This window comes from Diaphorobacter sp. JS3051 (assembly GCF_015832135.1).
In the GTDB taxonomy this organism is placed as follows: domain Bacteria; phylum Pseudomonadota; class Gammaproteobacteria; order Burkholderiales; family Burkholderiaceae_C; genus Diaphorobacter; species Diaphorobacter nitroreducens.
Genome location: NZ_CP065406.1, coordinates 2430839 through 2454708 on the forward strand (window position 1 = coordinate 2430839; position 23870 = coordinate 2454708).

A 23870-nucleotide genomic window follows, 5' to 3' on the forward strand; every position below is an offset into this window, starting at 1 on the left:
GGAGGTGAAGCGGGGGGCGGAGGGGCCGCCCGGGGCCAATCTAGCACCCACCGCCAGGGTGCGCAAGATGGAGCGTCCGCTAGGGACGGTTCGGCGCCGTTGCCTGGCGCGCGGAGTCGTCCGCCGCCTCGCCCGCGCCGTCGCCCGCTTCTTCACCCAGCGTCTGTGTCAGCGCCACGCGCAAGGCGCGGGCCATCTGCTGCGCATCCGGCGCACGGGCACTGAGTTCGGCGCACGAAACGGTGCGCGCGCGCAGTGCAGCTTCGTCGCCCTGCTGGTCCAGCGCCTGGCACAGCAACGCCCAGTCCGGGGGCGTGACCAGGGTGCCCGCCACCAGCAGCACGCCGGCGCGCTGGCGCCGCTGGGCCAGGCCGACCAGCTTGCGGCCGGCCACATCCACCACTTCCCACGGTGCAAGGCTGCCGTAGCAGGCCCAGGGCACCACCGGCCCGCCGCGGACGTTGGCAGCGGCAACCTGATCGGGCGGCAGCGCCCGCGCCGCCACACCCCACGGAGCCAGTACCTGCGCATGCAGTTGGCCCAGCCCCTGGTAGCTGTCGGGCAGGCGGCCCTGCACCCAGGGGTGCGATGGCGGCAGCACCACCGAACAACTCACCATCCACGGGCCGCACAGCACCGCACCACCGCCCGACGGGCGCTGCAACAACTCCATGCCGAGCGCCAGGCGCGCGCGTGCCCCGTCCAGATAGGCGCGCTGCGAGCAGCCCAGCACCACCGCGGGCGTTTCGTAAGTCCACACGCGCCAATAGGGCCGCGTCACTGCGGTTTGCATGTACCGCTGGTTCCAGCGGTGCTCCTGTGCTGCGGTGGTGATGGCGCACTCCTGGCGAGATGGCAAGTGGCACAGGCTACCACCAGCGGCCACGGGCAGGCCCGCGCAAGGATGAGCGCAGGGGTGGAGCCCGGCATGGGAGTGAAGGACAATCGACGCCATGCATCTGTCCAGCCCCACCCCCTTTCCCGCCAATCGCCCGCGCCGCCTGCGCCGCGATGCATTCACCCGCAACCTGGTGCGTGAGACCGTGCTCACGCCGCACGACTTCATCTACCCGGTGTTCGTGCACGAGGGCTCCAACCTGCGCGTACCCGTGGCGTCCATGCCCGGCGTGGAGCGCCTGAGCCTGGACCTGCTGCTGCCCGTGGCCGAGGAATGCGTGAAGCTCGGCATCCCGGTGCTCGCGCTGTTTCCGTCGATCGATGCGGCGCTCAAGACGCCCGATGGCAAGGAGGCACTGAACCCCGACGGCCTGATCCCGCGCGTGGTGCGCAAGCTCAAGGCCGAATTCCCCGACCTCGGCGTGATGACCGACGTGGCGCTGGACCCCTACACCAGCCACGGCCAGGACGGCCTGCTGGACGACACCGGCTACATCCTGAACGACGAGACCGTGGAACTGCTGGTAGGCCAGGCCCTGACCCATGCCCAGGCCGGCGTGGACATGGTCGCGCCCAGCGACATGATGGACGGGCGCATCGGCGCCATCCGCGAGGCGCTGGAGGCCCACGGCCAGATCTACACCCGCATCATGGCCTACAGCGCCAAGTACGCCAGCGCCTTCTACGGCCCGTTCCGCGACGCGGTGGGCTCGGCCGCCAACCTGGGGCGCAGCAACAAAAACGTCTACCAGATGGACCCGGCCAACACCGACGAGGCCCTGCGCGAGGTGGCGCTGGACCTGGCCGAGGGCGCCGACATGGTCATGGTCAAGCCCGGCATGCCCTACCTGGACGTGGTGCGCCGCGTGAAGGACGAGTTCAAGGTGCCCACCTTCGCCTACCAGGTCAGCGGCGAGTACGCCATGCTCAAGGCCGCCGCGGCCAACGGCTGGCTCGACCACGACAAGGTGATGATGGAGTCGCTGCTGGCCTTCAAGCGCGCGGGCGCCGACGGCGTGCTGACCTACTTCGCGCTGGACGCCGCGCGTTTGCTCGCAAAATAATAGCTGCTTGCGCTTGCCCCATAAGCGCTGGAGGCCGATTTGACCCTAACCCCGCAGGCGATCCGCATCTTCCACCTGCAGCCCGGCGCCCAAGCGCGGGAACTGCCCGAGCTGCCCACCCAGCCGCCCGCGCGGGGGTTTCACTGGATCGCCTGCACACGTGCGGCGTTCAGCGCCGAACTGCCGCGCCTGCAGGGCGTGCTGCAGGCGCTGACGGGCCAGCAGCTGGTGGACCTGCACGTGTCCGATCTGCTCAACGCCCAGCTGCCCTCGCATTACGACTACACCTCGCAGTACGACATGCTGGTGGTGCGCCGCCTGAGCGCATCGCTCGCCCCCGCGGCCGCCCCGCTCATGCCGGCGGCGGCGCGCGGCGGCCCGCCCGTACTGCGGCGCATCGACACCAGCCCCGTGGGCTTCGCGGTGTTCGACCAGGTGCTGCTGTCGGTGCACCCGGCCGACTGCTCCGTGCGCGATGCCTACGCGGCGCGCCTGATCACCCCGCCGGCTCCGACGACGACGCCTCCGGCCGAGGCGCCCAAAGACAGCGCGCCGCCCACCACGCCCGCCGAAGCCGTGGTGCGCGAACTGCGCACTGGCCCTGTGGCCGGCACGCGCCTGCCCGCCAGCCCGGCCGACCTGATGCTGCGCATGGTCAACCAGATCGTGGACAACTACCTGGACCTGCGCCGCGAGCTGTCGCGCCAGCTCGACCACTGGCAGGCCGAGCTGCTGCAGCCGCGCACACGCTTCAACAACTGGCGCGCCCTGATGGACGCGCGCCTGACCCTGCACCAGCTCGACGAGATCTGCGAAGACCAGCGCGCCGCCGTGCAGGCCTGGTGCGCGGTGCTGGAGACCTGGGCCCCCTCGTCGGACACGCCGGCGGCCCTGCGCGAACTGGACCTGCTCAAGGTGCGCAGCCGCGACGTGCTGGAGCACATCGAGCGCGTGGTGCATCACGTGCGCCGGCTGGAGCAAAGCACCGAGGCCACGGTGCAGATGCACTTCTCGGCGCAGAGCAACCGCACCAACGACATCATGCGCACGCTCACGGCGCTCACCGCCGTGTTCCTGCCGCTGAACCTGATCGCCGGCATCTTCGGCATGAACTTCGAGTTCATCCCCTTGGTGCACAAGCAGGACGGCTTCTGGTGGGCCATGGGCAGCATGACCGCCACGGCCGTCGGCCTCACGCTGTTCTTCTGGCGCAAGCGCTACCTGGCGCGCACCGGCCAGGGCTGACCCCTTCGCCGCACGCGCGGCTGCACGGCCACGCCGTCCCGGTTACCAGCAGGGTTGTGTTTTCTTGCTTTGACAATGATTGACCAGTCAACTATTGTCGCGGCATGAATTCACCTTCCATTCCGCCCCCCCTGTCGGCGGATGCCGCCTGCCCGCTGTCCGACCCGGAGCTCCCGGTACCGTTCGAGATCGAGCGCAGCATCGGCTTTCAGATGCGGCGCATCACCACCCTGCTGGGGTATGAGGTGGAGCGCCGCATGGAACCCCTGGGCCTGACCGACGCGCAGTGGAAACCCCTGCTGCGCCTGCTGCTGGACCCGCCCGGCACCGCCGCGGCCCTGGCGCGCATGTGCCACCTGGACGCGGGCGGCCTCACGCGCCTGCTGGACCGGCTGGAGGCCAAGGGCCTGTGCCAGCGCGAGCGATCGCAGGAAGACCGCCGCGTGGTGCATGTCGCGCTCACGCCGGAGGGCCAGGCCGTCGCCGCCCAGCTGCCCGCCCTCCTGGGCGAGGTGCAGGACCAACTGCTGCAGGGCTTCTCCGCCGAGGAAGAGGCGCAGTTGCGCGACTTCCTGAAACGCATCTACGCCAACGTACGCCCTCCAGAAGGCGGGCCATAGGCGCCAGCGCCTGGGCCTTACCGCCCGCCCCGTTTGCCCTTTGCCGAGAGACCACAACATGAAAAACCACCTCTCACCCTCCAGCGCCCCGGCGCTTACTCCTCCGACCGCGCCCCGCGGCAGTGCGCTGCTGTATGGCGCCACGCTGGCCGTCGCCCTGCTGGCCCTGCCTCTGCTGTCGGGCTGCGCCGACATGGCGGGTATCGACTCTCACGCCCGGATGCGCGACCCTGCCTCCCTGGGCCTGGCCGCTGCGTCCTCATCCGGCGCAGATGCTGCTGTGCAGCCGCAGGCCGCGGTCTCTGCCGACTGGTGGCGCAGCTTTGGCGATGCCCAGCTGGATGCGCTCATCGCCCAGGCCCTGCAAGGCAACCCCGGGCTGCAACAGGCCGCCGCCCGCATCGCGCGCGCCGAGGCCTTTGCCGACACCGCCCGCGCGGCCCAGAGCCCGCAGGTCAACGGCAGCCTGGACGCCACGCGCCAGCGCTACAGCGCCAACGGGCCGTACCCCCCCGGCCAGGCCGGCGCCGTTCGTAGCGTGGAAACCGCCCGCCTGTCGGGCAGTTGGGAGCTGGACTTTTTCGGCAAACACCGTGCCGCTCTCGCCGCCGCGCTGGGCGAGGCCCAGGCCGCGCGCGCCGACGCCGAGGCCGCGCGCCTGCTGCTCGCGAGCCGCGTGGCGCAGGGCTACTTCCAGCTGGCACGCTGGCAGGCCCAGCGCGCCGTGGCCGAGCGCACGCTGCAGCAGCGCACCGAAATGCTGCAACTGGTGCAGCGGCGCGTGCAGGCCGGACTGGACACCCAGCTGGAGCTGCGCCAAAGCGAAGGCGCCCTGCCCGAAGCGCGCCAGCAGATCGAGGCGCTGCGCGAGCAGGAAGCCCTGGCACGCAACGCGCTGGGCGCGCTGATTGCAGACCCCCAGACGGCCCAGACGCGACCCCACGAGCGCTGGCAGCTATCCATTTTTCAGAACCCCCCGCCGCCGTGCCCGCCGACCTGCTGGGCCGCCGCCCCGACGTGGCGGCCGCGCGCTGGCGCGTGGAAGCCGCCACCCAGGACATGGGCGTGGCGCGGGCGCAGTTCTATCCCAACGTGAGCCTGACCGCCTTCGTGGGCCTGGCCAGCGTGGGGCTGGACCGTTTCATCGAGGCCGGCAGCCGTGAATGGGGAGTGGGCCCGGCGCTGCGCCTGCCGATCTTCGATGCCGGCCGCCTGCGCGCCAACCTGCGCGGCAAGGCGGCCGACCGGGACGCCGCCGTCGAAAGCTACAACGCCGCCCTGCTGGAAGCGGTGCGCGACGCGGCCGACCAACTGGCCAGCAGCAGCTCGATCGCACGGCAGATCGCGGAGCAGCGCCAGGCCGGCGAATCCGCGCAGGCCGCCTATGGCATTGCGCGGCGCCGCTATGAGGCAGGCCTGGGCACCTACCTGCAAGTGCTGTCGGCCGAAAGCCAGGTGCTGGCCCAGCGCCGCCTGGCCGTGGACCTGACCGCACGGCGGCTGGACAACCAGGTGGGCGTGATGCGCGCCCTGGGCGGCGGCTATGCGGCCACGCCGCCGCCCATGGCGCAAGCCCCGCAAGCGGCCCCCACGGTGGCGGCCGCCCGCTGAATTCGCCCCCATTCCCCCTTTTTTGCCCTTGTCCACCATGACCGCAACTCCCTCCACCCCTTCCACCGCGTCGAAGGCTTCCCGCCGCAAGGCGCTGTTCACCCTGGCCGGCGTCGTCGTGCTCGCCGGCTGCGCCTGGGGCCTGTACGACTGGCTGGTCGCCAGCCACTACGAGCACACCGACAACGCCTACGTGCAGGGCAACGTCATCCAGATCACGCCGCAGACCGGCGGCACGGTGATGTCCATCCTGGCCGACGACACCGACTTCGTGCGCGCCGGCGCCGCGCTGGTGCAGTTGGACCCGGCTGACGCGCGCGTGGCGCTGCAGCAGGCCGAGGCCAACCTGGCGCAGGCTGTGCGGCAGACACGCACGCTGTACGCCAACAACAGCGCCCTGGCCGCGCAGGTGCGCCTGCGCGAGGCCGAGGCCGCACGCGCCCAGGCCGAGATCGCGCGCGCCGAGGACGACCTGCGCCGCCGCCAGGCCCTGACCGGCGAGGGCGCCGTCTCGCAGGAGGAACTGCGCCACGCGCAGAGCCAGTTGCAGACCGCGCGCACGCAGTTGGCCGCTGCGCAGGCAGGCGTGGCCGCCGCGCGCGAGCAGCTCGCCAGCAACCAGTCGCTCACCCAGGGCGTGGCCGTGGCGCAGCACCCCAGCGTGCAGGCCGCAGCCGCCAAGGTGCGCGAGGCCTACCTGGCCGATCGCCGCACCGCCCTGCCCGCACCCGTGGACGGCTACGTTGCGCGGCGCACGGTGCAACTGGGCCAGCGCGTGGCCGCGGGCACGCCGCTGATGACCATCGTGCCGCTGCGCGAGGTCTGGGTGGACGCCAATTTCAAGGAGAACCAGCTGCGCAACCTGCGCCTGGGCCAGCGCGCCACGCTCGTCGCCGACCTGTACGGCAAGAAAGTGAAATACACCGGCACCGTGGCCGGGCTGGGTGTGGGCACGGGCGCGGCCTTCGCGCTGCTGCCGGCGCAGAACGCCACCGGCAACTGGATCAAGGTGGTGCAGCGGGTGCCCGTGCGCATCGCGCTGGATGCCGGGCAGCTGGCCGAGCACCCGCTGCGCGTGGGCCTGTCGATGAACGTGAGCGTGGACACGCAGGACCGCAGCGGCCCCGCGCTGGCCGATGCGCCGCGCAAGGACGCGGTGGCCAGCACGGCCGTGTACGACACGCTGGACAAGGGTGCCGATGCCGACGTGGCGCGCATCATCCGCGCCAACCTGGGCACGCTCTGAGCCGACGCGCATGACCGCACCCGCACACACACCGCCGCTGCCGCCGCCACCCCTCACGGGCAGCGCCCGGCTGTGGGGCACGCTGGCCCTGTCGGCGGCCACCTTCATGAACGTGCTGGACACGTCGATCGCCAACGTGTCCCTGCCCGCCATCGCGGGCGACCTGGGCGTGAGCCCCACCCAGGGCACCTGGGTGATCACCAGCTTTGCCGTGGCCAACGCCATCGCGGTGCCGCTCACGGGCTGGCTGTCGCAGCGCTTCGGGCAGGTGCGCCTGTTCGTGGCGAGCGTGGCGCTGTTCGTGATCGCGTCGCTGCTGTGCGGCCTGGCGCCCAACATGGCGCTGCTGATCGCGGCGCGCGCGCTGCAGGGCTTCGTGGCGGGGCCGATGATCCCGTTGTCGCAGTCGCTGCTGCTGTCCAGCTACCCGCGCGCGCTGGCGGGGTTGGCCATGGCCATGTGGTCCATGACCACGCTGATCGCGCCGGTCATGGGGCCGCTGCTGGGCGGTTGGATCACCGACAACATGACCTGGCCGTGGATCTTCTACATCAACGTGCCCGTGGGCATTGCAGCCGTGGTGGTCATCTGGGGCATCTTCCACCAGCGCGAGACCGAGCGGCGCGCGCTGCCCATCGACTCCATCGGCCTCGCGCTGCTCGTGATCTGGGTGGGTGCCATGCAGGTCATGCTGGACATCGGCAAGGAGCACGACTGGTTCGAGTCGCCCTGGGTGGTGGCCTGCGGCCTGGTCGCGCTCGTGGGCCTGGTGGCCTTCGTGGTCTGGGAGCGTGGCGAGGACCACCCCGTGGTGGACCTGGCGCTGTTTCGCATCCGCAATTTCTGGGCCGGTGCGCTGGCCACCTCCGTGGGCTACGGCCTGTTCTTCGGCAACGTGGTGCTGCTGCCGCTGTGGCTGCAGCAGTACATGGGCCAGGGCCTGTTCACACTATTTTTGCCAGATGCGTTGCGATCAAAAAGGGCCAGGCGCAAGGCGCCAAACGAAGCTGGGGTGCTACCCCAGCGAGGCTTGGCAACGCCGCGAATGGCCCTTTTTGATCGCAACCCGGAGGGAACGGAGTGAAAACCGCGCCACGCGTCGTTGCCCTCCTAGCCAAGGCCCCGGCCTTGGCGTCGTCACGCGCCTAGATTGGCGCGGTTTTCACGCCATTCGCACTGGCAAAAATAGTGTGAACAGGCCCTACACCGCCACGCAGGCCGGCGAGGTGATGGCGCCCGTGGGCCTGCTGGCCATGGTGCTGTCCCCCCTGGTGGGCAAGAACATCGCCAAGGTGGACCCGCGCCGCTTTGCCACGCTGGCCTTCCTGGTGTTTGCGCTGGTGCTGTGGATGCGCTCCAATTTCAACACCCAGGCAGATTTGGCCACCATCATGGTGCCCACCATCATCCAGGGCGTGGCGATGGCGTTCTTCTTCATCCCGCTGGTCACGATCACGCTGTCGGGCATTGCGCCCGACCGCATCCCGGCGGCCTCGGGGCTATCGAACTTCATGCGCATCACGGCCGGCGCGGTGGGTACGTCCGTCACCACCACGCTGTGGGAGCGGCGCGCCAGCCTGCACCATGCCCAGCTGACCGAAGGCCTGCACCAGGGCCACCTGCCGTTCACGCAGGCGCTGCAGGGCCTGCAGGCCGGGGGTCTCACGCCCGAGCAGGCACTGGCCCAGGTGGAGCGGCTGGTGAACCAGCAGGCCTTCATGCTCGCGGCCAACGACATCTTCTATGCCTCGGCCCTGCTGTTCCTGCTGCTGATCCCACTGGTGTGGCTGGCCCACCCCACGCGCGCTGCCAGCGGCAGCGCCGACGCCGCGGCCGGTGCACATTGAGCGGCGATGTCGATGCGAAAACGCTATCAATAATCTAGCTGCTAGCGCTTACCAGGTGGGCGCTAGCAGTGATTTTCTCTATAAATCTCAGCCGACGTGCCGTGCCAGGAAGGCGAGCGTGCGGTCGCGCGCGGTCATGGCGGCGGCCTCGTCGTAGCTGGCGCGCTGGTCACAGTTGAAGCCGTGGTCCGCCGCGTACACGTGCACCTGCGCCTCGGGGTGCGCGCGGGCAAAGGCCTGCACGCTGTCCAGCGGGATCCACTGGTCGCGCTCGCCAAAGTGCACCAGCACCGGCACGCGCGGCTGGCGCGCCACCTCGGCGGGCGTGGTCATGCCGCCGCCGTAGTAGGGCACGGCCGCGGACAGCCCCTGCAGCATGCAGGCCGCGCGCCAGGTGAGCAGCCCGCCCCAGCAAAAGCCCACCACGCCGACCTTGCAGTCGCTGTGCCGCGCGGCATAGTCGATGGCGGCCTGGATGTCAGGCATCACGCCCGGCGCGGGCAACCCCTCCACGGCGGCCTTGAGTGCCCGGCCGGCCTTCATGTCGGCATCGCTGTAGCCCAGGTCCACGCCCTTTTGCACCCGCGCGAAGGTGGACGGCGCCACCGCCAGGTAGCCGCGCATGGCCAGCCGGTCGGTCACGGCGCGGATGTGGGCGTTGACGCCGAAGATCTCCTGCAGCACCACCACCGCGCCGCGCGGCGCGCCGTCGGTGCGCGCCACCCAGGCGGGGGCCGTGAATCCGTCGCTGGCGGTAAGGTCCACCCACTGTCCCATGTCGTGTCTCCTGAGGCGTTGAGCGAAGGGAATGCAGGCGCGTGGACGATACGCGTCAGCGCCGCAAACCTGTTCCAATGCGCCATTCTTGCAGGAGTCACCCGTACATGGACAAGATTGTTCTGATCACCGGCGGCAGCCGGGGCATCGGCGCTGCCGCCGCCGTACTGGCCGCGCAGCGCGGCTGGGCCGTGGCCATCAACTACCTGCGCCACGCCGAGGCCGCGAACGGCGTGGTGCGCCAGATCGAGGCCGCGGGCGGGCGCGCCATCGCCGTGCAGGCCGATGTGGCGGTGGAGGCCGACGTGGTGACTCTGTTCGAGACCGTGGACCACCGCCTGGGGCGCCTCACGGCACTGGTGAACAACGCGGGCGTGGTGGACCGCCCTGCCCGCGTGGACGAAATGCACGGCGAGCGCCTGCGGCGCATGTTCAGCATCAACGTGCTGGGCGCCTTCTACTGCGTGCGCGAGGCGGTGCTGCGCATGAGCACGCGCCATAGCGGCGCCGGCGGCAGCATCGTCAACGTGTCCAGCATCGCGGCCCGGCTGGGTGCGCCCCATCAGTACGTGGACTATGCGGCGTCCAAGGGCGCGCTGGACACGCTCACCATAGGCCTGGCGCACGAGGTGGGCGGCGAGGGCATCCGCGTGAATGCCGTGCGCCCCGGCCTGATCGACACCGATATCCACGCCAGCGGTGGCCTGCCCCACCGCGTGCGCGACCTGGCAGGCCAGGTGCCCATGGGGCGCGGCGGCACGCCCGAGGAAGTGGCCGAGGCCATCGTGTGGCTGATGTCGGACGCGGCCAGCTACACCTCGGCCACGCTCATGGACATTGCCGGGGGACGCTGATGGACTTGAAGCCGCTCATCACGCTGCTGGCCATCGTGAATCCATTGGCCATCGTGCCGTTCTTCATCCACTACACCAGCGGTTTCAACGCAGCGCAGCGCCGGCGCACCGTCCAGGTGGCGGCGTTCAGCGCGTTTTGCGTGATCGCGGCCTGCGCGCTCGTCGGCCTGCAGATCCTGGACTTCTTCAACATCTCGCTGCAGAGCTTCCAGGTGGGCGGGGGCATGCTGCTGCTGATCAGCGCCATGAACATGCTCAATGCGCAGCCAGCCGAGGCCAAGCCGCACACCCACGAGCTGGAGCAGGGCGCCGAAAAGGCGGCTGCGGGCAGCAGCATCGCCGTGGTGCCGCTGACCATCCCGCTGCTCACGGGGCCGGCGGCCATGTCCACCGTGGTGATCTACGCCGACCGCGCGCAGAGCATCTGGCAGCACCTGGCGCTGGTGGGCTACGGCGTGGTGGTGGGCGCGGCCACGGCGCTGTGCTTTGCACTGGCCGAGCCCATCGAGCGCGTGCTCGGCAAGACGGGCATCAACGTGATGACGCGGCTCATGGGGCTGATCCTCGCGGCGCTGGCCGTGGAGGTGATGGCCGACGGGCTGAGCAAGCTGTTCCCGGTGCTGGCCGCGCGTTCATAGCGGTCAGGCCGTGGCCTCGATGCGGTTGCGCCCCGCGTGCTTGGCACGGTAAAGGCAGCGGTCCACCGTTTCCAGGAACCGCTTGGAGTCATCCTGCGTGCCGGGCAGGGCCGTGCCCATGCCCACGCTCACCGTGAGCTGCTGGCCCAGGGGCGAAGCCGCATGGACGATACCGGCGTGGGCCACCTCCTGCATGCAGCGCTGCGCCACCGCGCGCGCGGAAGATGCATCCGCGCCGGGCAGCAGCACGAACTCCTCGCCGCCGTAGCGCGCCAGGCAGTCGCGCGGGCGGTGGGCGGCCTGCTGCAGCGCGCGGGCCACGCGCCGCAGGCACTCGTCGCCCTCCACGTGGCCGTACTGGTCGTTGTAGCTCTTGAAGAAATCCACATCGAACATCAGCAGCGACAGCGGCTCGCCGGTGCGCTGCGCCTCCTGCCATTCGCGCTCGTACTCCGCGTCGAACTTGCGGCGTTTGTTCACGCCCGTGAGCCCGTCGCGGAATGACAGTTCCTGCAGCACCTGCTGCAGTTGCAGCAGCTGGTGTTCGTTCTGCTTGCGCTCGGTGATGTCGAACATGAAGCCCACGAGCGACACCACATTGCCCTGCAAGTCGCGCACCACATGCACCACGTCGCGGATCCACACGTAATCCCCGCCTGTGGTGAGCGCGCGGTAGTCCGCCTCGTGGTCCACGCCCGACTGGGATTGCGAAATGCAGAAGTTGACCACCCGGTCCCGGTCGTCGGGGTGCATGCGGTCAGCCCAATCCTGCACGGTGCGCCAGCTGGTGGGCGCCCAGCCCAGCAGGTCCTCGATCTGCGGCCCGATGTAGGCAAAGGTCGCCGTGGCCCAGTCGATCTTCCACGGAATGGCGCGCGTGGATTCGAGCAGGGTGCGATAGAGCGCGCTTTCGGGTGGTTCATGCGGCGTCATGGGGGCTCCGGCTGGCCGTGAAAACGCAGCAAGCTTAGCGGGGCGACGCGACAGCAACCGTGGCGGGCGCGGGACGCCACACCGCGCCACTCCGGCACAACCTGTCGCCAAGCGCCACACGCACCCGGCGCGGCGCCGCACCGCCCCAGTTTTGCAGTTCTGCTGAGCCGGCCGATCGTTCAGGCCACGGCGGCGGGCTGGGCGGGGGTGTCGTCACCCGAAGAGCAGGCCCCACCGCAGCCGTGGATCAGATCGTCGGGCAGCGCGCCCGGCTTCTGCACGCTGCCCGTGGCGGGGTCGAAGCCCACGCGGCGCAGGTGCTGGGCGAGGGACGCGTCCATGGCGTCCGTATGCTGGGGGAACCATACGGCCAGCTCTGCAGCCATCTCACGCAGGACATGCAGCTCGCCCTGGCGCGCGCGGTCGGTGCCCTCGCGCATGATCTTGAGCACCACCTGGTGCTGCGTGCTGTGGCAGTTGCCCGCGGCAAAGCGGGTGGCCTGCATCCAGCGGTCCTCCTGGGCGAAGTGGGCGTCGGTGTGCGCCACCAGGTCTTCCCAGGCACCGATGAGCGCCACGTCGTCTGCGCTCTCCACGGCCTGCAGCAGTGCCACGAATTCCTGGTGCGTGTGGTCCATCTGCGGCAGATCCAGTGCGAGTTCCTCGGACCATTGCAATGCGGCCATGGGCGGTCTTTCCTTCCTGTGCGGCGTTGTGAAGCGGCGCGAGCTTAAGAAAAACCGCCACCGGCGGTATTGACACATGTCATGTCGGTGCCGCTGGTGGGGGACAAAAAAAGCCCCGCCAGAGGCGGGGCTGCACATGTTTGCCGGTTTATTGGCCGTAGGTGCGCTTGGCATCGGCCACGCACTTGTCCTTGGCGTCACCGCTCATGGTGTCGCAGCGCTCCTTCGCAGCCTTGTAGTTGGCTTCGCGCTGGGCCTCTGCGGCGTCCTTCTTGGCCTCTGCGACATCGGCGCGCTTCTCGGCGGTGGAGTCGGCGGGCTTGGCCTGCGCGCGCTGCACCTTGGCGTTTTCCTTGGCGGCCACATGGGCGGCCTTGGCGTCCTTCACGCAAATGTCCTTGGCGTCGCCCTTCTGGTCGTCGCATTTTTCCTTGGCCACTTCATAGTCAGCATCGGCACGGGCCTCGTTCACGTTGTAGGTGGCCTTGTCGCTGGGCCTGTACTGGGCTTCCAACTCGGCCTTGGCCACCTTCTCGCGGCCCTTGGCCTCCTTCATGCAGACGTCCTTGGCGTTGCCCTTCAGGGTGTCGCACTGCGCCTTGGCAGCCTTGTAGTCAGCGCCGATGCGGTCCTTGGCGGCGTTGTATTCCTCCTTGGTCATGGCCATGCCCGAAGTGGCCATCAGGGCAGCGGCCGCCAGGGCCAGCAGATTGCGTGCGTTTTTCATGGAATGTCCTCCAGATGAATGTGATGGAAATTGGATCCCGCAGGGCGCGCGAGTCATGCCCCTGCGGCGCGTTGCGTCAGTCGTAGCGGAAGTCGGGGTTGCGCTGCTCCCAGCCCTTGAGCTGTTCCTCGGCCGCCTCCCGGGCCAGCCCGTGGCGCTCCTGCAGCTTGCCCAGCAGCTGGTCGCGCTTGCCGGCGATGACGTCCAGGTCGTCGTCGGTCAGCTTGCCCCATTGCTCCTTCACTTTGCCCTTGAACTGCTTCCAGTTGCCTTCAATGCGGTCTTCGTTCATACGTCACTCTCCTGTAGCGGTTGTTGAGGGATCGCCTGCCTGGCCCCTGTACAGCGCCGGGCATTGCGAGGCGATGAATGGACTCTAGGCAGGTGCCCGGCGGCAGCGCGTCGGTGCGCGCACGCAAGCCGCGTCAGCCCAGGGCGACAGCGGCATGTAGGCCTCCGCGCCGTCGCCGGTGCGCGGCAGGCAAAAAAAAGAGACATGCGCAGCATGTCTCTGGGGGTGGGAAGGGCGCAGGCGCTCAGCGGCCGGACTGCTCCACCCATGCGGCCAGCTCCTCGGCCACCTGGGCCGCCGCATCGGCCAGGGCCTTGGCGCCGCCGGCGGCATCGGGCGTGGCGGCATCGCGCCGCGCCACGAACACCCGCTGCGCGACCAGCGTCTCACCCGCGGTGCTCGCGTCGGCCAGCACGGCGCGCACACGCACCAGGCCGGCGCTCGCCTGGGGCGCGCCGAACACATGGCTGAACTCCTCCAGCTCCAGGCGCAGCACGCTGGGCATGCGGCCGCGCTCCAGCAACACGGCCATGCCGTCGTCGCCTGAGAGCACCGCGCGGCGCTGGCCCAGGCGCTCGCGCACCGCCTGGTGCAGCAGCACGGCGGGTGGCAGGCTCCAGCGCGCCTGGGTGTAGGGGCGCAGTTGCTGGGCGTTGGTATAGGCCAGCCGGTACAGCAGCGCGGTGCTGCCCTCGGGCAGGCCCGTGGCGGTCACCTCGGCCAGCGCGATCGGGGGCAGCGGCGCGCTGGCCGCGGGGCCCGGCGCCTGCAAGGGGCCCGGGCCGAAGTCGTACACATCGGCGCGCACCGGTGGCTCGGGGAGGATGGAGCAGCCTGCCATCAGCGCCATAAATGTGAAGCCAAAAATGGCTTTAACGCTTATCTGGCGAGCGCCAACAGCTATCATTTTAATAGTCATCATAGGGTCCTTGCAATGCGTCAGGGCTGCGCTGCGGGAGCGGCGAAACCAGGCTCGCCGGGCCCCGCGGCCGAGCGGCCTGGTCCATAGATGAGCGACTGCGGGTTGTCGTTGATGCCCGAGGCCGTGCGGCCCAGGCGGCGTGCGGCGCGCGCGGTCTCGTCGGCCGCATGGTTGATGCGCGGCAGCGTGACACGGCCGAAGCGGTCGGCCGCGCCGGCCAGCGACTTGGCGCCCGCGGCGATCTCGTCGAGCGCGCCGCCCTCGGCCTGCAGCGTGCGGATGGCATGGCTGACGTCGTTGGCGGCCGTGGCCGCGCTGCTGCCCGCCTGGCGCAGCGCCTGCAGGGTCTGCTGCGTGTCCTGCACCAGCGGCGGCACGCCCGCCAGCGCAGGGTCCAGCCGGGTGGTCACGGTGTTGTCCAGGCGGCGCGCGAGCTGGTCGATGCTGCCCGCCGCGTCGCCCAACTGCTTCAGTGCCGTGGAAAAGCGCTGCTGGTTCTCGTCGCCCAGCAGGGTGTTGATGCGCTGCGTGGCCTCCTGCACCTGGCCCAGGATGGCCGGGCCCTGCTCGGCCAGTTGGCTGAACGAGGAGCTGTGCAGCGGCAGGCGCGGCAGCCCGCTGGCGCCCGGCGGCGGCGCGGGCAGCGGCGCCTCCGCGTCGTCCAGCTGCACATGAGCCAGGCCCGTCACGCCCTGGTAGCCCAGCGTGGCGAAGGTGGTGGGGCTGATGGGCGCGTCCGCATTCACGGCGATACGGATCAGCACGTTGCCCGAGACCTGCGGGTCAAAACCGATGTGCGTGACCTTGCCTACGGCCACGCCCTTGTAGCGCACGGCTGCCTGGGGCTGCAGGCCGCTCACGCTGTCCTTGCTGGACAACTCGTAGAGCTGGTAATCGGTCTGGTCGCGCGTGAGCCACATGCCGAGGCCGGCCAGCAGCGCCGCCACGGCGATCACGAAAATGCCTGCGGCCAGGGCATGGGACTTGTTTTCCATCAGGCTTCCTTGGACGAAGAGGCGGCGGGCGGCTGGGCCATGGCACGGCGGCCGCGTTCTCCGAGAAAAAAGTGGTGAATGAAGGGATGGTCGAAGCGCGCGACCTCCTGCGGCGTGCCGGTGACGATGACGCGCCGGTCGGCCAGCACGGCCACGCGCGTGGACAGGGCGTACAGGGTATCCAGGTCGTGCGTGACCATGATCACCGTGAGGCCCAGCGCCGCATGCAGCTCGCGCAGCAGCGCGCAGAACTCGTCGGAACTGCTCGGGTCCAGCCCCGCCGTGGGCTCGTCCAGCAGCAGCAGCGGCGGGTCCATGATGAGCGCGCGCGCCAGGGCCACGCGCTTGATCATGCCGCCCGAGAGGTCCGCCGGCATGCGCGTGGCGTGCTCGGGCTTGAGCCCCGCCAGGCGCAGCTTGACCATGGCCGCGTCGTTGACCAGCGCGGGTGGCAGCGTGCCCAGCTCGCGCAGCGCGAAAGCAATGTTGTCCAGCACGTTGAAGGCCGAGAACAGCGCCCCGTGCTGGAACAGCATGCCCACGCGGCTGCTGGCGCGCTCGCCGCCGACCAGCTCAGCCGCCGAGCGGCCCAGCACCTCCACACTGCCGCGTGTGGGCCGCGTGAGCCCCAGGATGTGGCGCAGCAACACCGTCTTGCCGGTGCCCGAGCCTCCCACGAGCGAGAGGATCTCGCCGCGCTGCACGGTGAGCTGCAGGTCGTCGTGCACCGTGAAGGCTTCGTCACCCCGGCCGAACACCGTGGCCAGGCCGCGGATGTCCACCACCGGCGGCTCAACCACGGCCCGGGTGTCGGCGTCTGCGGCGGGGCGGGTGGCATCCATGGCTAGAAACCCACGTTCTTGAAGGCGACGGCGAACAGCGCGTCCACGATGATCACCATGGTGATGGCGCTCACCACCGAGGCGGTGGTGCCTTCGCCCAGGCTCTGGGTGTTGGGCTTGACGCGCAGCCCCCAGTGGCAGCCGATGAGCGCGATGAACACGCCGAACACCACCGACTTGGACATCGCCAGCCACAGGTTGGACACATTCACGGCGGCAGGCAGGGCCTGCGCGAAGTAGGCCGACGAGATGCCCATGGTCAGGTCCGCAGCCAGCATGCCGCCCGCCAGCGCCGCCAGCGTGGTCCACAGGGCCACCAGCGGCATGGCCAGCGCCAGCGCCAGCGCGCGCGGCATCACCAGGCGAAAACCGTGCGGTATGCCCATGACGCGCATGGCGTCCAGCTCCTCGGTGACGCGCATCACGCCGATCTGCGCGGTGATGGCCGAGCCCGATCGCCCCGCCACGAGGATGGCGCCCAGCATGGGCCCCAGCTCACGAATCAGCGAGATGCCCAGGATGTTCACGATAAACGCTTCGGCGCCGAACTGCCGCAACTGCAGCGACATGAGATAGGCCAGCACCACGCCGATCAGGAAGCCCACCAGCGCCGTAATGGGCAGCGCCGTGGCGCCCATGCGGTACAGGTGGCCCGAGATGTCGCGCCAGGGCCCGCGCCGCGGGTTGCGCAGCAGGCGCAGCACGTCCAGCACCAGCTGGCCCACCAATATCACCAGATGGCGCACATGGTCCAGCGCGTGCAGCACCAGCACGCCCAGGCGGTCCACCTGGTCGCCCAGGCGCCAAGGCGCAGGGGGCTCGCAGGGGGTGGTGTACTGCGCCACGCGCTCCAGCATCTCACGCTGGTTCTCGGTCAGTTCCAGCTGCTCGGGCCAGGCGCGGCCCCAGTGGTTCCACAGGATCTGCGCGCCCACGTGGTCCAGACGCTGCACGCCTTGCAGGCTCCAGGCAACGCCGGGACCGCACTCCTTGAGCTGCGCCGCCACCCGCCGCCAGGCCCGGCGGTCGGCAAAGGCCGCGGCCACCCACTCGCCCTGCGGCTGGGCAAGGGGCCTGGCAGCGTGGTCCTGCACGACCGATGGAGGGTGGGTGACGGGCATGGTGGTCGGGAAAGAGGCCGGGCGACCGGCTGGCGCCGGCGCCACTGGCGGCACCCGCAGTTTTGCATATTCCGGCGGCCGCGCCGCGCACGGGGCTGACGCGGCGCATCATTCCACAGAATTGGCGCGTGGCAAAAGCGAGGCCCGCCGGCGCTTGAAAAAACATCAAAAACCGGTCGTGACGCACCCGCAGCGCGCGCTGCCACTATCAAAAAGCGTAGCGCAGCGGGGTTTCCCTCTCGACACCCGAGTGCCGAATCGCACAATCGATTGCTGCACTGCGGCAGCCCCGGCGCTGGCGCGTTGCGCTCCTTCCCTGACGTGCGATCGGCATCCATGAGCGACACCACTTTCGACTACATCATCATCGGCGGCGGCACCGCCGGCGCCCTGCTGGCCAACCGGCTCAGCGCAGACCCCAAGAACCGTGTGCTGCTCGTGGAGGCCGGCCGCAGGGACGACTACCACTGGATCCACATTCCCGTGGGCTACCTGTATTGCATCGGCAACCCGCGCACCGACTGGCTCTATCACACCGAGGCCGACACCGGCCTGAACGGCCGCAGCCTGCGCTACCCGCGCGGCAAGGTGCTGGGCGGCTGCAGCAGCATCAACGGCATGATCTACATGCGTGGCCAGGCGCGCGACTACGACCAGTGGGCCCAGATCACGGGCGACGACGCCTGGCGCTGGGACAACGTGCTGCCCGCCTTTCGCCGCCACGAGGACCACTGGCGCCTGGACCAGCCCGAGGGCGTGAACGAGAACTTCAAGCGCCTGCACGGCAGCAAGTCCACGGGCAGCTCGGGCGAGTGGCGCGTGGAAAAGCAACGCCTGCGCTGGGACATCCTCGACGCCTTCGCCCAGGCCGCGCAGCAGGCCGGCATTCCCGCCACCGACGACTTCAACCGCGGCACCAACGAGGGCGTGGGCTATTTCGAGGTCAACCAGAAGAACGGCTGGCGCTGGAACACGGCCAAGGCCTTCCTGCGCCCCACCTGCTACGGGCGGCCCAATTTCGAGATGTGGACCTCGGCCCAGGTGACGCGCCTGGTACTGGACCGTCAGCCGGACGGCAGCCTGCGCTGCACCGGCGTGCAGGTGTGGACCGGCGAGGAAATGGTCACGGCCCACGCGCAGCAGGAGGTGATCCTGAGCGCCGGCGCGGTGAACTCGCCACAGATTCTGCAGCTCTCGGGCATCGGCCCCGGCGCGTTGCTGCAGCGGCACGGTATCGACATACAGGCCGACCTGCCCGGCGTGGGCGCCAACCTGCAGGACCACCTGCAGATCCGCGCCGTGTACAAGGTGCAGGGCGTGCCCACACTGAACATGCTGGCGGGCAACCTGCTGGGCAAGGCCAGGATCGGCCTGGAATACGCCTTCAAGCGCAGCGGCCCGATGAGCATGGCACCGTCGCAACTGGGCGCCTTCACACGCAGCCAGCCGGACCTGCCGCACCCCAACCTTGAGTACCACGTGCAGCCCCTGTCGCTGGAGGCCTTCGGCGAGCCGCTGCACCGCTTCCCGGCCTTCACGGCCAGCGTGTGCAACCTGAACCCCACCAGCCGCGGAACCATCCAAATCAAGAGCCCGGACTTCCGCACCGCGCCGGCCATCGCTCCCAACTACCTGTCCACACCCGAGGACCGCCAGGTGGCCGCCGACAGCCTGCGCGTCACGCGCCGCATCGTGGCCCAGCCCGCGCTGGCTCCCTACCAGCCCGAGGAATACAAGCCCGGCCCGCAGTACCAGAGCGACGAAGACCTCGCCCGGCTGGCGGGCGATATCGCCACCACCATCTTCCACCCCGTGGGCACTACGCGCATGGGCCGGCTGGACGACCCGCAGGCCGTGCTGGATGCGCGCCTGCGCGTGCGCGACGGCCGCGGCGGCGTGGTGGCCGGCCTGCGCGTGGTGGACGCGGGCGCCATGCCCACCATCACCAGCGGCAATACCAATGCACCCACGCTGATGATGGCCGAGATGGCCGCCCAATGGATTCGCAGCGAGGCGCGTGCCCCAGTTTGAACCAGTGGCAGCAGGTGCGGGAAACCACCAATGCACCACCGGGGTGCGTTTTATTACAGTCCATGCACTCGAAGCGCGCCTCGGCACGCCAACCGAGGGGACCGAGGAGACAACAGCCCTAACACAAGAACATCAACCATCCAATCAGGCATCCGCAACGAGATGCCCCTTCACAAGGCACCCGCAACCCGGGTGCCTTTTTATTTGTCAAGACTTTCAGCAAAAGTGGCCCCAGCGCCCGCAGGTTGGGCGCAAGCAGCTACTGATTCCGTAGCGGTAGCGGTGCGACAATCGCGCCCATGGAATGGATCATCGTCTCGCTGGCCTCGCTGCTGGCCGGCTTCGTGGACGCAATCGTCGGCGGGGGCGGCCTGATCCTGCTGCCCGCCCTGTTCGCCACGTTTCCCACCGCGCCGCCGGCCACGCTGATGGGCACCAACAAGAGTGCCGCCATCTGGGGCACGGGCATCGCCACCTGGCAGTACAGCCGCCGCGTGCAGATGCGCTGGCGTGCCATGCTGCCGGCGGCGCTCGCGGGATTCGTCGGCGCGTTCGCCGGCGCCTGGGTGGTGACGCTGATTTCCGCCGATTTCCTGCGCAAGCTGCTGCCGCTGGTGCTGGTGGCGCTGCTGATCTACACCCTGGCGCGCAAGGACCTGGGGCGCCACCACGCGCCGCGCCTGGCTGCAGGGCGTGAAACCCTGGCGGCCTGCGCCATCGGCGTGACCATCGGTTTCTACGACGGCTTCTTCGGCCCCGGCACGGGCAGTTTCTTCGTGTTTCTCTTCGTGCGCGTGCTGGGCTACGATTTCCTGAACGCGTCGGTGTCCGCCAAGCTGCTGAACCTCGCCACCAACGTGGCCGCGCTGATCCTGTTCACGGCCAAGGGCCATGTCTGGTGGCACTTCGCGCTGCCACTGGCCGTGGCCAACGTGGTGGGCAGCCTGCTCGGCGCCCACCTGGCGCTGAAGCACGGCGCGGGCTTCGTGCGCGGCATCTTCATCCTGGTGGTGGGCATGCTGATCCTGAAGACCGGCTACGACGCGTTCCTGCGCTGACCCGATCCACCCGCATTCACTGGCAAGGAGAGACCCGATGACGACCCTGACCCTGATCGGCGCCCCCACCGACGTGGGCGCCAGCGTGCTGGGCGCCAGCATGGGCCCCGACGCGCTGCGCATCGCGGGCATCGCGCGGGCCATGCAGGCACGCGGCTTCGACGTGCGCGACCAGGGCAACCTGGCCGGCCCCGGCAATCCGCAGGCCGAGCCCGCCAGCGGCTTTCGCCATCTGGCCGAGGTCGCGGCCTGGAACCGGGCGGTGTACGAAGCCACGCACGCTGCGCTGCAGGCGGGCCAGCTGCCGCTGCTCATGGGCGGCGACCACTGCCTGGCCATCGGCTCCATCAGCGCCGTGGCGCAGCACTGCCGCGCGCGCGGGCGGCGGCTGAAGGTGCTGTGGTTCGACGCGCACGCGGACGCCAACACCCCCGAGTCCTCCCCCAGCGGCAACCTGCACGGCATGCCTGTGGCGTGCCTGCTGGGCCACGGCCCGGCACAGCTCACGCGCCTGGCCGGCCCCGAGGCGCCACCGGCGCTGCAGCCCGGGCAGATCACGCTGATCGGCGTGCGCAGCGTGGACGCCACCGAGAAGCGCTTCGTCAACGACCATGGCATCGAGGTGTACGACATGCGCACCATCGACGAGCTGGGCATGCGCGCGGTGATGCAGGCCGCGCTGGCCGACGTGGACCAGGACACGCACCTGCACGTGAGCTTCGATATGGATTGCCTGGACCCGTCGGTGGCCCCGGGCGTCGGCACCGGCGTGCGCGGCGGCCCGACCTACCGCGAGACCCAGCTGTGCATGGAGATGCTGGCCGACTGCGGCGCGCTCGGCTCGGCGGACCTGGTGGAGCTGAACCCTGCGCTGGACGTGCGCAACCAGACGGCCGAGCTGGCCGTGGACCTGCTGGAGAGCCTGTTCGGCAAGTCCACGCTGATGCGCCCGCAATGACCCTGGCCCCCGGGTTTGCGTCAATGCGGCGCCCCAGGGGCCGCTCTCTATAATGTGACCGCCTCGTGACGCCGCCCTTACCCGGGCTTCTTGCGCAGGCGTTGGTTTCCGGCTTGTGATCCGCAATGCCGGATTTTTTGTACCTGAAGCAAGCAGGAACTCCCTATGAAGATGTTCAAGACCCTGGCCACTGCTGTGGCGCTGTGCGCCGCCGTTGTCGTGCAGGCGCGTCCCCTGGAAGAAATCCAGAAGAGCGGCACCATCATCCTCGGCTCCGAGGGGCAGTACGCGCCGTTCAACTTCTTCAAGGGCAAGCAGCTCACGGGCTACGAGATCGAAGTGGCCGAGGCCGTGGTCAAGAAGATGGGCCTGAAGTACGAGTGGAAGACCGTCGGCTTCGACGCGCTGCTGACCGGCCTGGCCCAGGACCGCTGGGACCTGGTGATCGCCTCGCACGCCATCACCGACGAGCGCTCCAAGGCCGTGACCTTCACGCTGCCGCACTACTGCTCGGGCGGCATCATCGTGTCGATGAAGCCCGAGGTGGCCAAGGCCGCAGACCTGAATGGCAAGGTGGTGGCCGTGCAGACCGGCACGACCTATCTGGACGCCGTGAAGAAGGTGCCCGGCGTGAAGGACGTGAAGAACTTCCCCACCGACGAAGCCGCGCGCAACGCCCTGGCTTCCAAGCGCGTGGACGCCTGGGTGACCGACCGCTTCGTGGCCAAGGAAATGCTGGCCAAGGCGCCCAAGGCGGGCTTCCGCACGGGCGACATGCTGTTCGTTGAGCAGGTGGCCTCCGCCGTCTCCAAGGGCAACCAGGGCCTGGCCGACGCCTGGAACAAGGCGCTGAAGGAAGCGATCGCCGACGGCACTGTGGGCAAGATCTCCCAGAAGTACTTCCAAGAAGACGTCACCTGCAAGTAACCGACTGCGCCGGGCCTGCGGGTCCGGCCCGCTTTGCCCATGCTTCTCGCTCTCTGGCCCGCACACTGGAGCCGCACCCAGCGCAGCAATGCAACGCTGGTGGCGGCTTTGGTGTTGATGGCGCTGGTCCTCGCCCTGCTCGGCCAGTTCCTCTCCTTCTTTCCTGAGCCCATCGGCTCCAACGCGGAGCTCTTCTCCGAAGGCGCGCTCACCACGCTGTACCTGACGCTGGTCAGCGGCACCGTGGGCCTGCTGCTGGGCACCGCCGCGGCGCTGGCGCGCACCTCGCGCCTGGCCTGGCTGCGCTGGGTGGCCAGCTTCTACATCTGGGCGATCCGCGGCACGCCGCTGCTGGTGCAGATCCTGTTCGTGTACTTCGCGCTGCCCGTGCTGGTGCCGGGCCTGAACCTGCCCGACTTCGCCGCCGCCGTGGTGGCGCTGGGCCTGAACGTGGGCGCCTACAACGCCGAGGCCATCCGCGCCGGCCTGCTGGCCGTGCCGCGTGGGCAGACCGAGGCCGCGCGCGCACTCGGCCTGTCGCGCACGCACGTGTTCTTCGACGTCGTGTTCCCCCAGGCCTTCAAGATCGCGCTGCCGCCGCTGGTGAGCAACTTCGTGGCGCTGCTCAAGGACTCGTCGCTCGCCTACGCCATCGGCGTGGTGGAGCTGACCAACGTGGGCAACCGCATCCAGTCCGCCACCTTCCAGCCCGTGGCCACGCTGACCACGGTGGCCATCACCTACCTGATCCTGACCACGCTGGTGACGCAGGTCACGCATGCCATCGAGTACCGCTTTGACGTCGAAGGGCGTGTGAAATGAGCCACGCCGCTTCCGCCAATCCCTACATCGTGTGCAAGGACGTGCGCAAGGCCTTCGGCAGCCACGAGGTGCTCAAGGGCGTGTCCACCGTGTTCCGCACGGGCGAGGTCACCGTGATCATCGGCGCCTCGGGCTCGGGCAAGTCCACGCTGCTGCGCGCCATCAACCGCCTGGAGCCGCACGACAGCGGCAGCATCACCATCGACGGCGTGGAGGTCACCGACGACCCGCGCACGCTGCAGCTGCAGCGCAGCGAGGTGGGCATGGTGTTCCAGCAGTTCAACCTGTTCGGCCACATGACGGTGCTGGACAACGTGACGCTGGCGCCGCGCCGCATCCGCCACACGTCGCGCCGCGAGGCCAACGACAAGGCCATGGCCCTGCTCAAGCGCGTGGGCATGCAGGACCATGCGCACAAGTACCCCTGGCAGTTGTCGGGCGGCCAGCAGCAGCGCGTGGCGATTGCGCGCGCGCTGGCCATGGCGCCGAAGGTGATGCTGTTCGACGAGCCCACCAGTGCCCTTGATCCCGAGATGGTGCAGGAGGTGCTGGACGTGATGCGCGAGCTGGCGCGCGGCGGCATGACGATGATCGTGGTCACGCACGAGATGGGCTTTGCGCGCGAGGTGGCCGACCGCGTGATGTTCTTCGACCAGGGCTGCATTGCCCACGATGCGCCGCCGGCCGAGTTCTTCTCCCACCCGGCCAACGACCGCATCCGCTCCTTCATCGGGCGCATGAGCCACTGACCCGCCGG

General features: G+C 69.4%; 22 protein-coding genes and 3 pseudogenes. 15 read left to right on the forward strand and 10 right to left on the reverse strand.

Annotated features, from left to right (window positions below; translation table 11 throughout):
• Positions 1 to 79 precede the first annotated feature (79 nt).
• Entirely contained in the window at positions 80 to 793 is a 714-nt protein-coding gene (locus tag I3K84_RS11695) for a ligase (RefSeq protein ID WP_196994551.1), read from the reverse strand.
• A gap of 160 nt (positions 794 to 953) precedes the next feature.
• Here I3K84_RS11695 and hemB point away from each other — a divergent pair, with 160 nt between their 5' ends.
• From hemB to I3K84_RS11730, 7 genes and pseudogenes are all read left to right on the forward strand, one after another.
• On the forward strand, positions 954 to 1961 hold the full coding sequence (gene hemB / locus I3K84_RS11700) for a porphobilinogen synthase (RefSeq protein WP_011803732.1): 1008 nt from the start codon (positions 954 to 956) through the stop codon (positions 1959 to 1961).
• Between the two features lie 39 nt (positions 1962 to 2000).
• Positions 2001 to 3206, forward strand: coding sequence for a magnesium transporter CorA family protein (locus tag I3K84_RS11705; protein ID WP_196994552.1), 1206 nt, complete (start codon positions 2001 to 2003; stop codon positions 3204 to 3206).
• Positions 3207 to 3310: 104 nt separating this feature from the next.
• Positions 3311 to 3826, forward strand: coding sequence for a MarR family winged helix-turn-helix transcriptional regulator (locus tag I3K84_RS11710; RefSeq protein ID WP_088887839.1), 516 nt, complete (start codon positions 3311 to 3313; stop codon positions 3824 to 3826).
• A 58-nt stretch (positions 3827 to 3884) separates the two neighbouring features.
• A pseudogene (locus tag I3K84_RS11715) lies at positions 3885 to 5437 on the forward strand (efflux transporter outer membrane subunit).
• Between the two features lie 37 nt (positions 5438 to 5474).
• Entirely contained in the window at positions 5475 to 6683 is a 1209-nt protein-coding gene (locus tag I3K84_RS11720; protein WP_196994553.1) for an efflux RND transporter periplasmic adaptor subunit, read from the forward strand.
• A gap of 10 nt (positions 6684 to 6693) precedes the next feature.
• Positions 6694 to 7617: pseudogene (locus tag I3K84_RS11725) on the forward strand (DHA2 family efflux MFS transporter permease subunit); the annotation flags it as partial.
• A 268-nt stretch (positions 7618 to 7885) separates the two neighbouring features.
• Positions 7886 to 8530: pseudogene (locus I3K84_RS11730) on the forward strand (MFS transporter); the annotation flags it as partial.
• 87 nt (positions 8531 to 8617) lie between these two features.
• Here I3K84_RS11730 and I3K84_RS11735 read toward each other — a convergent pair.
• Positions 8618 to 9307: a dienelactone hydrolase family protein gene (locus tag I3K84_RS11735; protein ID WP_196994554.1), complete on the reverse strand. Its 690-nt coding sequence runs from the start codon at positions 9305 to 9307 to the stop codon at positions 8618 to 8620.
• Positions 9308 to 9414: 107 nt separating this feature from the next.
• Here I3K84_RS11735 and I3K84_RS11740 point away from each other — a divergent pair, with 107 nt between their 5' ends.
• Complete coding sequence (locus I3K84_RS11740) at positions 9415 to 10161, forward strand: SDR family oxidoreductase (RefSeq protein WP_196994555.1); 747 nt, start codon at positions 9415 to 9417, stop codon at positions 10159 to 10161.
• A complete protein-coding gene (locus I3K84_RS11745) occupies positions 10161 to 10799 on the forward strand; it encodes a MarC family protein (protein ID WP_011803724.1) in 639 nt (212 codons plus the stop codon). The genes I3K84_RS11740 and I3K84_RS11745 overlap by 1 nt, the downstream gene beginning before the upstream one ends.
• Before the next feature lie 3 nt (positions 10800 to 10802).
• Here I3K84_RS11745 and I3K84_RS11750 read toward each other — a convergent pair whose 3' ends face one another.
• The 8 genes from I3K84_RS11750 to I3K84_RS11785 all read right to left on the reverse strand — a co-directional run bounded on the left by I3K84_RS11750 (position 10803) and on the right by I3K84_RS11785 (position 17317).
• Positions 10803 to 11732 (reverse strand): sensor domain-containing diguanylate cyclase, encoded by a 930-nt coding sequence (locus I3K84_RS11750; RefSeq protein WP_196994556.1) that lies wholly within the window; start codon positions 11730 to 11732, stop codon positions 10803 to 10805.
• 179 nt (positions 11733 to 11911) lie between these two features.
• Positions 11912 to 12418, reverse strand: coding sequence for a hemerythrin domain-containing protein (locus I3K84_RS11755; protein ID WP_011803722.1), 507 nt, complete (start codon positions 12416 to 12418; stop codon positions 11912 to 11914).
• Between the two features lie 148 nt (positions 12419 to 12566).
• A complete protein-coding gene (locus tag I3K84_RS11760; RefSeq protein WP_196994557.1) occupies positions 12567 to 13145 on the reverse strand; it encodes a hypothetical protein in 579 nt (192 codons plus the stop codon).
• 76 nt (positions 13146 to 13221) lie between these two features.
• Entirely contained in the window at positions 13222 to 13437 is a 216-nt protein-coding gene (locus tag I3K84_RS11765; RefSeq protein WP_011803720.1) for a CsbD family protein, read from the reverse strand.
• 244 nt (positions 13438 to 13681) lie between these two features.
• A complete protein-coding gene (locus tag I3K84_RS11770) occupies positions 13682 to 14359 on the reverse strand; it encodes an ABC-type transport auxiliary lipoprotein family protein (protein ID WP_196994558.1) in 678 nt (225 codons plus the stop codon).
• Between the two features lie 17 nt (positions 14360 to 14376).
• Positions 14377 to 15354 carry an MlaD family protein gene (locus I3K84_RS11775; RefSeq protein ID WP_196994559.1) on the reverse strand — a complete coding sequence of 326 codons (978 nt, stop codon included), beginning with the start codon at positions 15352 to 15354 and terminating at the stop codon, positions 14377 to 14379.
• The gene (locus I3K84_RS11780; RefSeq protein WP_012655342.1) at positions 15354 to 16196 is read right to left on the reverse strand and encodes an ABC transporter ATP-binding protein; all 843 of its coding nucleotides are present in this window, start codon (positions 16194 to 16196) and stop codon (positions 15354 to 15356) included. Before I3K84_RS11780 ends, I3K84_RS11775 begins: the two co-directional genes overlap by 1 nt.
• Before the next feature lie 2 nt (positions 16197 to 16198).
• Positions 16199 to 17317 carry an ABC transporter permease gene (locus tag I3K84_RS11785; protein WP_123675269.1) on the reverse strand — a complete coding sequence of 373 codons (1119 nt, stop codon included), beginning with the start codon at positions 17315 to 17317 and terminating at the stop codon, positions 16199 to 16201.
• A 336-nt stretch (positions 17318 to 17653) separates the two neighbouring features.
• Between I3K84_RS11785 and I3K84_RS11790 the strand changes: the two genes are divergently transcribed.
• The 6 genes from I3K84_RS11790 to I3K84_RS11815 all read left to right on the forward strand — a co-directional run bounded on the left by I3K84_RS11790 (position 17654) and on the right by I3K84_RS11815 (position 23862).
• A complete protein-coding gene (locus I3K84_RS11790; protein WP_041835849.1) occupies positions 17654 to 19348 on the forward strand; it encodes a GMC family oxidoreductase in 1695 nt (564 codons plus the stop codon).
• Between the two features lie 299 nt (positions 19349 to 19647).
• Positions 19648 to 20406, forward strand: a complete 759-nt coding sequence (locus tag I3K84_RS11795; RefSeq protein ID WP_012655339.1) for a TSUP family transporter — start codon at positions 19648 to 19650, stop codon at positions 20404 to 20406.
• Positions 20407 to 20443: 37 nt separating this feature from the next.
• Positions 20444 to 21364 (forward strand): arginase, encoded by a 921-nt coding sequence (gene rocF / locus I3K84_RS11800; protein ID WP_196994560.1) that lies wholly within the window; start codon positions 20444 to 20446, stop codon positions 21362 to 21364.
• A 165-nt stretch (positions 21365 to 21529) separates the two neighbouring features.
• Positions 21530 to 22291, forward strand: coding sequence for an ABC transporter substrate-binding protein (locus tag I3K84_RS11805; protein WP_012655337.1), 762 nt, complete (start codon positions 21530 to 21532; stop codon positions 22289 to 22291).
• A 39-nt stretch (positions 22292 to 22330) separates the two neighbouring features.
• On the forward strand, positions 22331 to 23113 hold the full coding sequence (locus I3K84_RS11810; protein ID WP_011803711.1) for an amino acid ABC transporter permease: 783 nt from the start codon (positions 22331 to 22333) through the stop codon (positions 23111 to 23113).
• A complete protein-coding gene (locus I3K84_RS11815) occupies positions 23110 to 23862 on the forward strand; it encodes an amino acid ABC transporter ATP-binding protein (protein WP_196994561.1) in 753 nt (250 codons plus the stop codon). The genes I3K84_RS11810 and I3K84_RS11815 overlap by 4 nt, the downstream gene beginning before the upstream one ends.
• The last annotated feature ends 8 nt before the right edge of the window (positions 23863 to 23870 follow it).